12 protein-coding genes and 1 riboswitch are annotated in these 15,279 nt (G+C 42.9%); of the genes, 11 read left to right on the plus strand and 1 reads right to left on the minus strand.

The features are described 5' to 3' along the window. Positions 1-97: 97 nt before the first annotated feature. The 11 genes from MKY15_RS08500 to wrbA all read left to right on the plus strand — a co-directional run bounded on the left by MKY15_RS08500 (position 98) and on the right by wrbA (position 13,405). Entirely contained in the window at positions 98-2,764 is a 2,667-nt protein-coding gene (locus MKY15_RS08500; RefSeq protein ID WP_342539443.1) for a DEAD/DEAH box helicase family protein, read from the plus strand. A 592-nt stretch (positions 2,765-3,356) separates the two neighbouring features. After that, positions 3,357-4,271: an HPr(Ser) kinase/phosphatase gene (gene hprK, locus MKY15_RS08505; protein ID WP_067204553.1), complete on the plus strand. Its 915-nt coding sequence runs from the start codon at positions 3,357-3,359 to the stop codon at positions 4,269-4,271. A gap of 744 nt (positions 4,272-5,015) precedes the next feature. Further along, on the plus strand, positions 5,016-6,197 hold the full coding sequence (locus MKY15_RS08510; protein ID WP_067204556.1) for a ParM/StbA family protein: 1,182 nt from the start codon (positions 5,016-5,018) through the stop codon (positions 6,195-6,197). An 11-nt stretch (positions 6,198-6,208) separates the two neighbouring features. After that, on the plus strand, positions 6,209-6,739 hold the full coding sequence (locus tag MKY15_RS08515; RefSeq protein ID WP_187046424.1) for a hypothetical protein: 531 nt from the start codon (positions 6,209-6,211) through the stop codon (positions 6,737-6,739). 212 nt (positions 6,740-6,951) lie between these two features. Next, positions 6,952-7,494, plus strand: coding sequence for a histidine phosphatase family protein (locus MKY15_RS08520; protein ID WP_342539446.1), 543 nt, complete (start codon positions 6,952-6,954; stop codon positions 7,492-7,494). A gap of 376 nt (positions 7,495-7,870) precedes the next feature. Further along, positions 7,871-7,976: riboswitch (TPP riboswitch) on the plus strand. A gap of 79 nt (positions 7,977-8,055) precedes the next feature. Beyond that, positions 8,056-8,886 carry a bifunctional hydroxymethylpyrimidine kinase/phosphomethylpyrimidine kinase gene (thiD, locus tag MKY15_RS08525; protein ID WP_342539448.1) on the plus strand — a complete coding sequence of 277 codons (831 nt, stop codon included), beginning with the start codon at positions 8,056-8,058 and terminating at the stop codon, positions 8,884-8,886. Beyond that, on the plus strand, positions 8,879-9,538 hold the full coding sequence (thiE, locus tag MKY15_RS08530) for a thiamine phosphate synthase (protein ID WP_342539449.1): 660 nt from the start codon (positions 8,879-8,881) through the stop codon (positions 9,536-9,538). The genes thiD and thiE overlap by 8 nt, the downstream gene beginning before the upstream one ends. A gap of 55 nt (positions 9,539-9,593) precedes the next feature. Then, on the plus strand, positions 9,594-10,796 hold the full coding sequence (locus MKY15_RS08535) for a DUF3238 domain-containing protein (RefSeq protein ID WP_342539451.1): 1,203 nt from the start codon (positions 9,594-9,596) through the stop codon (positions 10,794-10,796). Positions 10,797-11,130: 334 nt separating this feature from the next. Next, a complete protein-coding gene (locus MKY15_RS08540; RefSeq protein WP_342539453.1) occupies positions 11,131-12,069 on the plus strand; it encodes a ring-cleaving dioxygenase in 939 nt (312 codons plus the stop codon). Positions 12,070-12,087: 18 nt separating this feature from the next. After that, on the plus strand, positions 12,088-12,699 hold the full coding sequence (locus tag MKY15_RS08545) for an alpha/beta hydrolase (RefSeq protein ID WP_067204585.1): 612 nt from the start codon (positions 12,088-12,090) through the stop codon (positions 12,697-12,699). 22 nt (positions 12,700-12,721) lie between these two features. Beyond that, positions 12,722-13,405 carry an NAD(P)H:quinone oxidoreductase gene (wrbA, locus tag MKY15_RS08550; RefSeq protein WP_082786455.1) on the plus strand — a complete coding sequence of 228 codons (684 nt, stop codon included), beginning with the start codon at positions 12,722-12,724 and terminating at the stop codon, positions 13,403-13,405. A gap of 50 nt (positions 13,406-13,455) precedes the next feature. On the opposite strand, the gene MKY15_RS08555 is transcribed toward wrbA, so the two are convergent. Beyond that, positions 13,456-15,267 (minus strand): helix-turn-helix domain-containing protein, encoded by a 1,812-nt coding sequence (locus MKY15_RS08555; RefSeq protein ID WP_342539455.1) that lies wholly within the window; start codon positions 15,265-15,267, stop codon positions 13,456-13,458. Between the last annotated feature and the right edge of the window lie 12 nt (positions 15,268-15,279).

Here is a 15,279-nt window from a genome sequence, read left to right on the forward strand (position 1 = left end):
ACAAGTAAGAAAAGGTGGTGTCCATTTGGTATAATTTGAGTATAAGTAAAAATGAGCGGGGTATGGAAGACCAGTCTTGTCAAAGGGGGAGTAAATTGTGGAACGGTTTCCGGATAACATCCAATTCTGTTATGAGTGGCGTTCATATCAGAGACGCATACTGAACGAACTGGAAAGTCATCTTGTGAATGGGCATCTTCATCTCGTGGCGCCACCGGGATCTGGAAAAACGGTCCTAGGTCTTGAAGTTATGCTTCGGCTTGATCGACCGACCTTGATTGTTGCGCCGACCGTGGCCATTCGGGCGCAGTGGATGGAGAGGTTCACCGAGCTATTCCTTGGAAATGAACTTCCTACCTGGATGTCGACTAATTTAAAGGAACCTGCATTTGTCACGGTGACGACCTATCAATCGTTACATAGTCTATTTAATAGACGAGAAGAAAAAATAACCGATGATGATGAAGGTCAGACTGACGATGAAACGGTAGAAGACAGTTTTACTGGAAGTGGTGACGATCTAATCCGTGAACTGGATCAGATTGGTTTTGGCACACTAATATTGGATGAAGCACACCATCTTCGCACATCTTGGTGGAGGACGATGATGGATGTGAAGGAGAGACTTGGTGAACCTGTTGTCGTTGCGCTGACTGCTACACCGCCTTTCGATGTAGGTGCTGCAGAGTGGCAGCGTTATGTCGCATTGTGCGGACCGATTGATCTGGAAATATCAGTACCCGAGCTTGTGAAAGCGTCGGAACTTTGTCCACACCAGGATTTTATTCACTATTCAATTCCCGAAGCGGATGAAATGATGCGAATTCTAGAGTTTCGTGACGAAGTGGATAAGTTCATCGAGCAACTGATCAAGGATAAAGAATTTGTGATGTATCTCGAAAAGCATCCATGGATAGCTGAACCAGAAGCACATGTAGAGCAGATTTTGTCCAGTCCAGGTGTTTTTTCCAGTATGCTTTTGTTCTTGAAAAATAACGGTTCACAAGCATACGTCCATGCCCTGCCTATCATCGGAATGAAAGATGAGCAAATGCCGGAGTTGTCGCTTCCTTGGCTTGAAGAGTTGCTTACGGGCTTGTTATTTCAGGTGGATGATAAAGATGTCATTTTAAAGGACATACGAAAACGTTTAACGCGTATCGGGGCGGTGGAACGTCGGAAAGTCGTACTTCTTTCAAATGCGTCCATAAAGAGGGGACTCATACATAGTGCATCAAAATTGAAGAGTATAGAAGAAATTGTGAAAGCGGAAAAAGCGCTTCTCGGTGAACAGCTCCGCATGGTTATTTTGACAGATTACATTCGAGCTGCGGATATGCCATTAAAAAAAGGAGATGAGCGTCCATTTGCTCGCCTTGGTGTCGTGCCGATATTTGAAGTACTGCGTAGAAAACTCGGTCCATTAGTTAAGCTAGGCATCCTAACTGGGTCGATTGTCGTCCTTCCAGTGAGTGCATGGTCCATATTTGAGGAGGCAGCAAATAACCGTGGGTTGACAGTCGTTGCATCACCGCTTGACGTTGATGCGTCCTTTATCCGAATTGAGGTAGGCTCGGGTGATCGGCAACAGATGGTCGCAATAATGACCGAAGTTCTCAAAAGGGGCGGCGTGGATGTACTAACCGGGACGGCCGCCCTCCTTGGAGAAGGATGGGATGCGCCTTGCATAAATTCACTTATTTTGGCGTCTAATGTCGGTTCCTTTATGCTGTCAAATCAAATGCGCGGACGTGCGATTCGGACAGATCGAAATGATCAGGCTAAAACGTCTTCCATCTGGCATCTGGTCTGTGTGGATAGAAGTGATGCAGGTGGAGGAGCGGATTATGATAATCTAACGCGGAGATTTCGATCACTAATTGGCATAGGAGCAAAGCGAGATATCATCGAAACGGGCATTGCTCGACTGGAGACTGGGGCTCCCCCAGGCACGGTGGAGCGCGTTACCATGTTAAATCATGAAATGGTACAACGTGCAAGCAAACGGGACACTTTTTTCGTCCGTTGGCAAAGAGCCATTGATGGAGGCCGTGAAATGACCGAGGAAATCGTGGCGGATAAACGCTCCTTGCCGCGTCCATATTATTTAGATAACACATTGAGAGGTCTTTTGTGGATCACGGGGTTTATCGCTTTAGAAGCAGTAGTCGATTTTAGCAATCTTTTCCGAAAGCTTGGTGCGTTTTCATTCGGAGAAGGAATGGCGATTGCGACAGTGCTCGGGCTCCTTTTTGCAGCACCTTCTTGCTATAAAACGGTGAAGTTGTATAGCAAGCATCCTTCCATAGAAGCGAGTATGAAAGAGATTGCGGAAACTGTCTATGCATCCATGCTTCATGCAGGTGCTGTTATAACGCCACTCCATAACAAGATGATCCGGGTGACGCGAGACGGCGGAGGGACATATACATGCTGGCTTGAAGAAGGGACGACGCATGAGAAGACAATCTTCATGACCGCATTGAAGGAATTTCTTAATCCAATTGAAAATCCACGATATATACTAATTCGTAAGGCAGGAAAACTTTGGAAGAGATTTGATTATCATGCTATCCCGCAAGTAATCGGACAAAAGAAAGAATATGTGAACTTTTTCTTGGAAGAGTGGAAACGTCGGGTTGGAAAGTCAGACTTCATCTACACAAGAACTGTCGAGGGGCGTCTTAAATTGCTAGAAGCAAGGATGAAGGCATTATCCAGTTCGTTCGTACCAACAGTAGAACGGACCAGTGGATGGCGGTAAGTAGGCATGTATATATGTTGAATTAAAGAATCCTATTGAATCTGTTATGGTACTCAATAATGAGAGAGTTGTAATTCGAGGTGTGGATTGTAGAACGCTTGGCGCTGTGGGGATGTCTTTGCCTCGCGAGCGCTAGGGTGTTAATTATCGAGAGAAATGTAATTTTGAGATGTCTATACCGAGATTATAATGTGATTACTAGTTGATACTATTCATAGTCAAGAAAGATGCACTCTAAGTTGCAGATTCCATCACAGATAATGAAATGCGCTTTTTCAAATAAGACCATCCAGCGCAGGCGCGTCTTCGTGGTAGCCGGAGCGATAAGACTGAAAGAGGTCTTCTTTCTGGCTTATCGCGGGAGGCATCCACAAAGCGTCGAAGCGGTATTAGTGGGAATCCTAATTCATTTCAAGTACAAGGGCTTTTTCAATGGCCTCCCAAAAGCCCTTGTAAAGCGCATACGCCGTATTCATTTGTTGAACATATTTAGTGTAGTTTTAAGTTGGAGATAGTCGCTAAGAATTAGCTCCAATTGGTGGTAAAGTAAACGAAGAGGTCATGTAAGAAGACTGCAGAATGGAGGCTGTTCATGAAAACGATTACGATTGAAGAGATAGTCAATACGTTTTCCTTGGAAGTGTTAAGCGGACACGACCAATTGCATCGTATTATAAAAAAATCCAAAGTACGTCGTCCAGGATTAGAGTTTATGGATATATTTGATTTTATTGCAAAAGAACATGTTCAAATTCTGGGGAAAAATGAAGTTAATTACCTTCATACGCTGACGTTTGAGGAGTGTATGCTGCGGATTGCAAATATTGTTCAATATGCGCCCCCATGTATCATCATTACATCCCAGCAGGAAGAGCCACTGGGCCTGATTCAATACTGTACGGAAGAGAAAATCCCGGTGTTACGCACTCGTGATTCCACGAGTGAATTGAGTGCGAAATTAGATGCGTATGTTGTGAAAGCAATGGCTCCAGAAATTGCAATACACGGCGTTTGCGTCAATGTATCGGGAATGGGTATTCTACTCCGCGGCAAGTCTGGTGTAGGGAAAAGCGAGACGGCTCATACATTGATTGGTCGGGGACATCGGCTTGTGGCAGATGATGTCGTGGTGTTGAAAAAGCTTAGCCCACAAACCTTGCTCGGGACGCACGACGAAAATAGCAAAGAATTTCTTGCGTTGCGTAGTATTGGCTTGTTAAATGTGGTGCGCCTTTATGGAAGAGCCGCTTTCCAGGATGAAACGCGGATTGCACTGGATATCGAATTAACTAAGTGGAAAGAAAATGACTTGAATAATGAATTAGAGCAGGAAACGAAGTTTGTGGAATACATGGACGTACAGATTCCGCATATCCAAATTCAACTTCAACCAGGGCGTGATATCGCAGGTTTGATTGAAGCCGCTGCAAATAACTGGTATTTAAAGCAGCAAGGTTATAGCGCAGTAGAGGAATTCATGAAACGGATTGAGTCAGATACGCCTTAGTATTGAGTAGCAACGTTTGGTGGGTTTGGAATAATTAGTAGGAGTACGTAAAAACGTGAAAATGAGTAGACATTCAAATAGATGTCTACTTTTTTTCGTGTTTTTTATTTTGGTGTATGAAATGTTTGTCATTTTGTCTTGTTCGGCCACCTATTATTAGTCAGGTTACTCCTAGATGCAGCTGGGGGCCTGGAGTGTGGCGTAAGCTAATTGGTGATTGATGATACTATTTAACCCGTAAAGGCATGTTAGAGGCGAAACTGAGAAGCCGAAATTGCTTGGTCAACAGCTCGCATGCTTGTAATGAAGGTGGGAACAGATCGAATAACAACTTATAATCACTGGCACTTTAGAAAAGTAAGGGAATGTCTAATGGGTTTTATTTGTGAATACCCTTTTTATTGAATGGTAAGCAAGCTCTGCTTCAGCTTGAAGTTAGGAAGGGAAGGGGAAGGAGGGCTTATATCGAACTTGAGTAAACGTCCATCTTAACTATTTTTGTGGATGTATACATTACAGTGTACTTGTATACATTAATGTATACATTTGTAAACATTAATGTGTACAAGTGTACAAACACGTACGCAACCAGTGATGGCGTGTGTATACGCTAATGTGTACAAGTTTACAGCAAGGTACACAATATTACATTTGTGTGTTAAATAGTTGAATTGGATTGACCTGCCAACAAAATTCCAGTACCATTTCAATAGAAAGATAGAATAATTGGGGAGGATGATTTTTATGACAGAAACACGTATTGCAGCAATTGACGTAGGAAACGATTCATTAAAAGCCATTTTCGGTAAATTGGAAGCAGAACTCAATATACCCAATGTAATTGCACAAGATATTGCAGATCGTCCGATTATCGGCATTGAAGAACTAGACAACCAAGAGCCTACTGATGGCATTCATATTCGTTTGCACTCTCCAACATTAAAAGATAACAACGCTATTTACCGTGTTGGGAATCTTGCTACGAAAAGTGGTAATTCAACTGAACTAGATCCAGGTAGCAACAAATCTGAGGAAGATCAAACTTTGGTGATGTTGTTCGCGGCACTTGCAATAGATGCAGCTCGTGATGAGAATAAAGGTATTTTTAAACGTAATAATAATGTAATTGAAGCTACGTATACACTAGGTACAGGACTTCCACTGAGAGAAGTAAAGGAAGGGAAAGACGTTGGTTATCGTTCCCAATTGCTTAGCTCTGTTCACCAAGTAGAGTTTTTGGTTACACCTAAATATCAAGGTATAAAAGTAAATATTAAATTTGATGAAGTAAAGGTTTATCCAGAAGGTTTTGCTGCGTTTATCAACCTTGTAATGGATAATAATTTAAACATCATTAATAAAGAATTAATCGATAAACAAATCTTGATACAAGACATCGGTGGATTATCAACGGATGTTGCGGTCATTAGGAATCGTAAAGTTGATGATGATAAGGCGCAAGGCTTTAACTTGGGTGTTTCAGAGTCTCTGGATGCTATTCGAGAAGAAATTTATGTTAGACATGGCGTAGAGCTGGACAGTCGTCTAGATGTTGTGGACATTATAACGAAGAAAAATAACCGTAATCATATTATGGTAAAAGGAAGCCGGACAAGTGTTCATGACATTGTAGATCGGATTCTCTTGGAGTTAGCGAAAAAGCAATACCGCCATTTACGGAATGTATGGGCAAGAAACTCGCAATCTGAGATCTGCTATTTCATCGGCGGAGGCTCTATTGTCCTTAAAGACTATCTTAAAACGTTAAATAATAGCTTAGATGGTTATAATATCGATTTCTTTGAAGATGAAAAAGAAAGTGTTTGGATGATGGCCAACGCTTATTACAAGTTAATTTCAGACTTTGCGAAAAAAAATCAACAAGTCAAAATTAAAGAAGAAGAAAAGTTAGTTAAAACAAAGTAAGGTGACTATGCATGAATGACGCGGGATTAAAAAGGGGACAGCCCATTACATTTCGTCTCCCATCAGATACATCTGACCACACACTAAAGCAACTGCAAAAGTTAAAAGAAGTCGAAAGAAGAAACTTTTCCAGTAAAATTGCGGAGTTCGTGATAGATGGGGTGAATGACTCACTTTTAAAGCATAGAGAGGCCATAACAATTCCGCTCCCAAAAGGGTTAACTAAAGCGCAACGTGATTGGTTAAAGCACGAACATTCCGAGGCGCTACTAGGGAGTATCGTCTATCAGTTGATGTCCGATCCAATCCGCACAGCTTCTCTCTTTGCATCATTGAACAGCAATGCAATAGATGTAAATGCAGCATTATATTTGCAGGAAGAAACGAGCGCTGCCGTTGAGGTGGAAACAGAACATCAATTGATTAACATAGAGGATGATCTGGATAATTTTGATTGGGAACAGTTAAAGGAGCCAGAAGAAACCTCTGTTGTAGAAGAGGAAGACCCTTTAGCTGACTTCCTTGCCCAGATGAATAAATAATAGTGAGTGCCTGCATAAGAAACCACCATGAATGCTTAAATTTTCATGATGGTTTATTGTACAGGCACTTTTTGTTGTGATTTCTAAGGAATCTAAAACATTGAGATGTTTTCTTTGGAGCATACAAGGGAAAAAGAGTAATAGGGATGACTACAGCTAGTTTACGAATGGGCTGTATGTCTATTTAGTAAGAAGAATGGGGTGGAGCGGGTATGGAAAAAATAATTTACATCGTGCGTCATTGCTCCGCAGAAGGACAGGCACCACACGCGGAATTGACTGCTGAAGGGATTCTGCAGGCGGGTCAGCTTGTAGCGTTTTTCGAAGATATCGAAGTGGATCGGATTATTACGAGTCCGTTTTCTCGTGCACGTCAGACGGGCTGGCCTATAGCTGAGCGGAAGAAGTTGCATGTAGAGGTGGATAGTCGGCTTATGGAGCGCGTGCTAAGTTCAATGGATTTCGAGGATTGGTTGATAAAGCTGGAAGATACGTTTTTTGACCTTCATCTAAAATATGAGGGTGGGGAATCTTCGAGTGAAGCGATGTCGAGGGTCTGTGATGTTGTGGATGAGCTGGGTGACGGTTCGCGGACAGTGCTTGTAACACACGGGAATTTAATGGCGCTATTATTAAGTTGTTATGATGAACGATTCGATTTTGGGCAGTGGCAGGCACTGACGAATCCAGACGTGTATGTTATACGGATTAAGGATGGGGACTCAGAAGTGGAAAGAATTTGGGGTTCTGAATAAAAAAACAGGCCGCTGTGATGTCGGCCTATCTACGTTTTAGTGAATGTTAACCCATTGTAAGATTAGTAATAATGACCACTGCAATAATAACGAGTGTCCCGAAAAGACTGATCCACATGGATTTGTCGGGATTATTCGGTCTGCTGTCTGCTTTATGCATAAACTGCGCCTTCTTTCTGTTTATGTCACTAACTATACTCTTATCGACGATAGAATGGAATAAACTGTTACCACGTGAAACGAGTTTATTATATATATTGAACCTATTTGATGGGGGTTTTTATTTCCATTACTCTATGCTTCTATTGAAAATGGACCAAACATTCCCACAATCTCACACTAGATATGTTACACTTGCTACAAAGCTGAATAGTTTAACAACCACTAGGGGAGCCTTTTTTAGGCTGAGACGTGCATGAATGCGCGGACCCTTGGAACCTGATCCGGATTATACCGGCGTAGGAAAGTGGGTACGCCTTTTACGAATAGTTAAATGGCTAGCCGCTTTCTTACGCCACCGGGAAGCGGCTTTTTAGTATAAATAAAAGGGTGGCGAATCGAATGGTACGTGTGGCATTGACAATTGCGGGGTCGGATAGTGGTGGTGGTGCGGGTATTCAGGCAGACTTGAAGACGTTCCAAGAATTGGGTGTTTTCGGTACGTCGGCACTGACAGCGGTGACAGCGCAAAATACATTTGGAGTGACGGCGATACAGCCGGTTGACACCGCTATTATTAAAGCGCAAATACAGGCAGTTATTGAAGATTTTGATGTTAAAGCGATTAAGACAGGGATGCTCTTTTCGACAGAAATTATCTATGCAGTGGGAGAGGCGTTTCATTGGAGCGGAATTCCACTTGTCATTGATCCGGTAATGATTGCGAAAGGGGGTGCTTCATTGCTAGAAAGACAGGCGGTTGAAGCGTTGAAGACTGTACTTGTACCTCTTGCAGCTATTGTTACACCTAATATTCCAGAAGCAGAAGTGCTTGCAGGAATGGAAATAAAGACGAATGAAGACATAGAACGAGCGGCGAAACATATAATAGCGTTGGGCGCGGGGGCGGTTCTTATTAAAGGGGGCCACCGGAAAGAAGCGCCTTATGCGGAAGATCTGTTCATGGGGGCTGACGGGGAACGGTTCTCGGTTCGCGCACCATGGATTGATACGAAAGATACGCATGGAACAGGGTGTACGTATTCGGCGGCACTGACAGCGTTTTTGGCAAATGGGGAAACGTCAGCGAATGCAGTTGTTTCTGCAAAATGTTTTATCCACGCAGCAATTGAAGATGGACTTAAAATTGGTGGCGGCCATGGTCCGACGAATCACTGGGCATATGGACGCCGCGGTAACAAGACAATGGAAGGGGTTGTAGTTTATGGATAAGCAAACAGTTAACTTATATTTCATCATGGGTACAGTGAATTTGGCGGGACGCGACCCGTTACATGTCTTAGAAGAGGCGCTAAAGGGTGGTATAACGAGCTTTCAATTACGTGAAAAAGGGCCTGGTGCATTAACGGGTGAAGAATTGAAGGCTTTTGCACAAGCGTGTCAGCAATTATGTGAACAATATAGTGTACCTTTCATTGTCAATGATGATATAGGTCTTGCGATTGAAATTGGTGCAGACGGTATTCATATCGGGCAGGAAGACGGATATATTTCAGCAGTGCGTGACAAGGTTGGTCCAGACATGCTAATAGGTGTTTCTACGCATAATGTAACAGAAGCGATTGCGGCAGCTGATGCAGGGGCTGATTATATCGGTCTAGGTCCAGTTTATGAGACACAGACGAAAATGGATACGCAACCGGTTATTGGTATCGAGACAATTAGGGAGGTGGCATCGTTGTTACCTGGTTTACCTATTGTTGCGATTGGTGGAATTTCAGAACGCAGAGCCAGTGCTATCATTAAAGCGGGTGCGTCAGGGGTAGCGGTTATTTCTGCAATTTCTGGAGAAGAAGATCCTGGAGAAGCAGCAAGTCGTTTAAAAGGTGCGGTCCTTCTTTCATTAACAGGTATTGAAATGTAATGTTTAACTGCTCGCGAAATATACCACACTTCCAAGTAAGGGGTGTGGTGTGCGGATGAAAAAGAAACTGTTTGAAATACAAACCGTTTTGCATAAGGCAGATCTAATCTATTTCACATGGAATGATGTCGGCGGAACTTACAAAGTTTATAGAGACGGGCATCATTTGTATGAAGGAACGGTCTCTGAATTTAGTGACGGTGATTTCAAGCATGCGAAACTATATAATTACGTAATCGAACGTGTTGAAGATGGTATTGTAATTGACGTTATTGCATTGCAAACGTCAGCATTTGCTGAACAGAAAAACAAAGAAAGTCCGCTTCAGTCACTTGTCATGACAACGATTGTCGCAAAGACGCAAATTGCATTGTCTTGGGAGGAAATTAAAGATGTCGCTGAATATGATGTCTACCGAAATGGGACGCATATGACAACGGCGGTCGGTAATTCTTACATCGACAGGGATTTTTCGTTGGATGAAATCTATACGTATACGATTAAATCTAAGCGTTCACTTGCGAAGTCGGAAGAACGATTCAACGTCTTTCAGTCGATTGTCTCCACTGTTTTTGGGCTGTTGAATCCGGTTTCGTCGAAGGCAGAAGCGGTGATTGAACAGTTTTCGGTGACAAAATCCATTGCCAAGCCGAGGGAGTTGCTGACGCCTGTTCAAGACAGAGTTCGTCTCCCGAATGTAGATAGGTGGGGGTTCCGCTACATGACGTTTTTGCAGGATGACTGGGTGTTGAATCCGAATCTTTTATCGCGAAATCGTTATTTTAAAGGGGATGACAGGGGATTCGATTCAAATGGAGCCAGTTATCGGACCCGAGTGGACATCGAACTGGCATATGACCTTGAACGTTCTCCGTTGACGTTTACAAGGGATGTTGGGCCATCGATTGTCTATGATGCTTTTAAGCGCTTTAGGAAACAAGCAACCGCTTCACACGATGGGATTACGTTGAAACGGACAAATCACGGGGAAGACGAAGCGGGATTTCATCTTCTGCATGCTGTCGGCAATCCCCTTACAACGGCCCCTGACATTAACTATGAAGTGCGGGCAGTTATGAGGCGGGACGGAACGTTTGATATGACGGGTTACCACGATCAGGCGCCCCATCATGAGATTTACCTGATGCGCGGTGAAGAGAATGAATGGAAACCAATTCACCAAGCGGAAAGTAAGGGGCTCGCGTGGATGTCCGAGGTAATTGCTTGGCAGTACTGGCGAATCTCTAATTTTGAATAGTAAACAATGAACTCCTTCCGTTGTCATAAATGGAAGGAGTTCATTGTTTATCCGGAAAGGAAAAATATGAGTTGCGTAGATAGCGAATTATGCATCCCTACTATTCGATAGGATGAACCTTGGTAATAATGAATGTACTGTGACAAGAGGTTATCTTAGATAGCCTCTTTATTTATTTTTTAGCGTCTATCATTTAACAAGACAGGCGGTGACTCGTTTCTTACATCTGATTTATTCACTTCAAGCCAACTCGTTGACAAAGAAAACTCTGCTTGATATGATTACCTTGAATTCAAGATAAATAACTTTCTACTAATTCGAGGAGAGAATTGATATGACGAAAAAATCAATGGGCATTCATCACATAACTGCAATCGTCGGACATCCGCAAGAAAACGTCGACTTTTACGCGGGTGTTCTTGGGTTGCGTCTTGTCAAGAAAACCGTCAACTTCGATGATCCGGGGACGTATCATCTTTACTTTGGTAATGGAAACGGTGCACCGGGTACGATCATTACGTTTTTCACATGGGCTAATGCTCGCCAAGGAACAATTGGGGATGGTCAAGTCGGTGTTACGTCGTACGTAGTACCGGTCGGGGCAATGACTTTCTGGGAAAACCGTCTTGAGAAATTTAAGATTGCGTTTAGCAGATCAAACCGCTTTGGTGAAACGTATGTATCATTTGATGATCCACACGGTTTGAGAATTGAGATTGTCGAGCGAGAAGATGGGGTAAAGAATGAATGGATGGTTGGTGAAATAACAGCGGATGTCGCTATAAAAGGGTTTGGCGGCGCAACGCTATTATCTACACAACCTGAAAAAACGGCTCATCTTCTTGAACAAGTTATGGGGCTTGAAAAAATCGGTGAAGAAGGCGAATACATCCGGTTTCGCTCAACAGCGGACATTGGCAATGTCGTCGATTTGAAAACAACATCATCAGGTCGTGCACAAATGGGTGTCGGCACAGTACACCATATCGCTTGGCGCGCTGAAGATGATGCGGATCAACTGGACTGGAAATCACTTGTTGAAGAGAATGGTTATGGCGTGACTCCGGTGAAAGACAGAAACTATTTCAATGCGATTTACTTCCGAGAACACGGAAATATTTTGTTTGAAATTGCAACGGATGCACCAGGCTTTGCACATGACGAGTCCGTGGAGACGATGGGAGAAAATCTTATGCTTCCAACGCAATATGAGCACAGTCGCGAAAAGCTGGAATCTTCTTTGATCCCTTTTGAAGTGCGCGAAATTGATTGATACGAGGAGAGATATACTATGAAACATATTTATAAACCAGGAAAAGATGCTTCAAAACCGGTGTTACTTTTGCTTCACGGCACAGGAGGCACAGAACAGGATTTACTGGGACTTGCCGACTTAATTGACCCCGATGCTGGGGTACTAAGTGTTCGAGGAAATGTCCTTGAAAACGGCATGCCGCGTTTCTTCCGTAGATTGGCGGAAGGGGTATTCGATGAGGAGGATTTAATCTTCCGTACGAAGGAATTGAATGCGTTTCTGGATGAAGCTGCAAAAGAAAATAGTTTTGACAGGTTGAATGTCGTTGCGGTTGGTTATTCTAATGGAGCGAACATCGCAGCAAGCCTGCTGTTCCATTATGCAGAGGCTTTGAAAGGCGCAATTCTTCATCACCCGATGGTACCGAGGCGTGGAATCGACTTGCCAGATTTAGCCGGCATTCCGGTGTTCATCACCGCAGGAAAAAATGATCCGATTTGCCCTGCGAAGGAGTCAGAAGATCTCAAGGAATTATTGGCAGGCGCGGGCGCAGTGACGGAAGTTCACTGGGAAATGAATGGTCATTCGCTAACGCGTACGGAAGTGGACGCAGCGGCAGAGTGGTACAAAACAACATTTGTGAAATGAAAAGAGAAGCGGAGATAAAAAAATGAGTTTTTTAGACAGGTTATTCGGCAAAAACACTACAACAAGTAAAGAGGAGACGGTAAACATGACAAAAACAAAAACAGCAATCGTATATTACAGTTCAGGCGGTACGAACTACCAATTGGCACAGTGGGCTGCAGAGGCGGCTGAAGCAGCAGGTTCTGAAGTACGACTGATGAAAGTGGCTGAAACAGCTCCACAAGCTGCAATCGATTCATCTCCGGGCTGGAAAGCGCATGCTGAAGCAACGAAAGATGTACCTGTTGCAACAGGAGAAGATCTTGAGTGGGCGGACGCGATTATCTTTAGTGTACCGACACGTTTCGGTAATGTACCTGGGCAAATCCAGAGTTTCATCGATACATTAGGTGGTCTTTGGTTCCAAGGCAAGCTCGCTAATAAAGCAGTAAGCGCAATGTCTTCAGCACAAAACCCACATGGCGGTCAGGAAGCAACAATTCTTTCCTTATACACAACAATGTACCACTGGGGAGCAATTGTTGCGGCACCAGGTTTCACCGACGCAGTTACATTTGCAGCTGGTGGTAACCCGTACGGTACAAGCGTAACTGTCGGACAAGATGGAAAAATAGCGGATGACGAAGCGGCAATTAAAGCGGCAGTTGCTCATCAGGCGGGACGTACAGTAAAAGTTGGAACAGCATTGAAAAGTATGAACGCATAACACGTAATACGAAGAAAGCCGACCTTATGATGGGTCGGCTTTTTCGATTTTTATACATAAGTAGAACGTAGATGACAGGCTAGGTGTATTTTCAAGGAGTCTTCATTGTCGTTTAAGTCGAGTTGCAGTACGTGTTCAATTTTCCGAATGCGCTGGTATAGTGTGTTGATGTGAATATGTAGTTTTTCAGCTGTTTTTGTAGCGGAACGGTTTGATTCGAAATAGGTCAGCAAGGTTTCTTCCAACTCGGACTTTTTTTCATGAGGGTAGGATAGGGGAAGAAAGACCTCATCGATAAATTGTTGGATTTCCCTGGGCGACTGATTTAAAAAGAGCTTGTTTAACCCAATGTTTTCGTAACGAATGATATCTAGCCGATTACGTGAGGTTAGGTATGTCAGTGTTTTGTTCGCTTCTTCGTAAATCTTTTTAATGGCGTGTAATCCTTTATAAGTCGAGCTAATGCCAGCGCGGAAAGAATGTTGATCCTTCGCATCCCACTCTTCTTTGACGACGTTGAACTTTTGTTGGAAGATCTTAAAGTGGCTGGATTCTGTTATAGAGGCGAAGAAGATGACTCGATTTTGTAACCCATAAATCATTGTTTCAGTCTTGGGTAGTTCGTTTTTTAATTTCAGTACTAGATGGTGAATCTTGATTTCCAGTAGCTGCAAATCTGTGTAATTCGGTATTTCAAAAATCGCCATAAACCAATATGTGGAGGCGTTTAGACCGAACTCCTTTGCTAGTGTTTCAAGATGATCATCGTTTTTTGCGTTTAACAGCGCAAGGAACTGTTCGTGCGTCTTTTTATAAAAGTATTCAGTGACGGTTTGATTTTTGATTAATTCCAAAGCTAATATGGAACTCCCTTGTTCGAGTGCAATTCGGTCTGACTCGGAAATTTCTTCGGTCACGTGAATCAGGAAACACCCAAGAAAAACAGGGCCATTATAAACAGGGTAGATATAATAGGTTTTTACGGAAGGGTGATTCGCTTTGAGGTGGATAGGTTTCCTTCTTGTTAAAAAGATTTTTTTCAGTTCAAATTGATCGAAATTAGGTATTTCATTAGGGTCATGTAAATAGAATTTGTCTTCAATGACGTTGAAAAAGGTAACGGGTGAATTGAGCATTAGGTTGAATTCATGGACGATTGCCTCGAGACCTTTATTCTCCAACGAAATAGTGGTCAATGTTTCATGCACTTTATGCCTTTTTTGAAGTTGAATATTTCGTTCTTCCAGCTGCGCACTTAACTGCGTAATTTTTTCGATTCGATTATTCGCTTCTGTAAAGTACTGAGCATTTTGAATGGCGATAGCGGCTTGTTCAGCAAACGCCTGCAGTAGGAGAAGATCATGTTCATCTAACACTTTTTTTCGATGCCATTGATGAGTAATCATGATGCCAATCCTTTTGTCTTCAATGGAAATGGGTACGCAAATAAGTGCTTCTGGGATGTTTGCGGATGAAATAATATGATGAAAGTTCGATTTTGAAACATGGTGATAATCCATTGCCTTGAGTATTTCTTCTTTGGAATTGAATATCAGTCCTAGCCCATCCTCGAATACAGTCCCTGTAATAGATTCTCCTGGTTTCACTTTGAAATTGTAAATGTTGTCATTAAACCCAAGTGGTGCTTTTACTAGTAGCCGCTCTGTCCCCACGTCGTAAAGCATTAAATACCCTGCATCTGTAGCTGGAATCACTTTGAGTGCATTCCGCATGATTTCCCCCAAAACTTCGTCAAGGTCCAAACTGGAAGTGATTGAACGAATGCTGTCGACTAAAACTGTCAGTTCGACATCCCTTAACTTCCCTTGTAATAAAGGATTAGTTGTCTTATCTGTTTTCATCTCTTTTCTCCT

Source organism: Sporosarcina sp. FSL K6-1540 (assembly GCF_038620285.1).
Taxonomy (GTDB): Bacteria; Bacillota; Bacilli; order Bacillales_A; family Planococcaceae; genus Sporosarcina; species Sporosarcina psychrophila.

Coding starts and splice junctions, on each gene's coding strand:
- MKY15_RS08540 (WP_342539453.1), top strand. CDS start 11,131: ATGACGAAAAAATCAATGGGCATTCATCACATAACTGCAATCGTCGGA.
- MKY15_RS08535 (WP_342539451.1), top strand. CDS start 9,594: ATGAAAAAGAAACTGTTTGAAATACAAACCGTTTTGCATAAGGCAGAT.
- MKY15_RS08545 (WP_067204585.1), top strand. CDS start 12,088: ATGAAACATATTTATAAACCAGGAAAAGATGCTTCAAAACCGGTGTTA.
- thiD (WP_342539448.1), top strand. CDS start 8,056: ATGGTACGTGTGGCATTGACAATTGCGGGGTCGGATAGTGGTGGTGGT.
- MKY15_RS08515 (WP_187046424.1), top strand. CDS start 6,209: ATGAATGACGCGGGATTAAAAAGGGGACAGCCCATTACATTTCGTCTC.
- thiE (WP_342539449.1), top strand. CDS start 8,879: ATGGATAAGCAAACAGTTAACTTATATTTCATCATGGGTACAGTGAAT.
- hprK (WP_067204553.1), top strand. CDS start 3,357: ATGAAAACGATTACGATTGAAGAGATAGTCAATACGTTTTCCTTGGAA.
- MKY15_RS08555 (WP_342539455.1), bottom strand. CDS start 15,267: ATGAAAACAGATAAGACAACTAATCCTTTATTACAAGGGAAGTTAAGG.
- MKY15_RS08520 (WP_342539446.1), top strand. CDS start 6,952: ATGGAAAAAATAATTTACATCGTGCGTCATTGCTCCGCAGAAGGACAG.
- wrbA (WP_082786455.1), top strand. CDS start 12,722: ATGAGTTTTTTAGACAGGTTATTCGGCAAAAACACTACAACAAGTAAA.
- MKY15_RS08510 (WP_067204556.1), top strand. CDS start 5,016: ATGACAGAAACACGTATTGCAGCAATTGACGTAGGAAACGATTCATTA.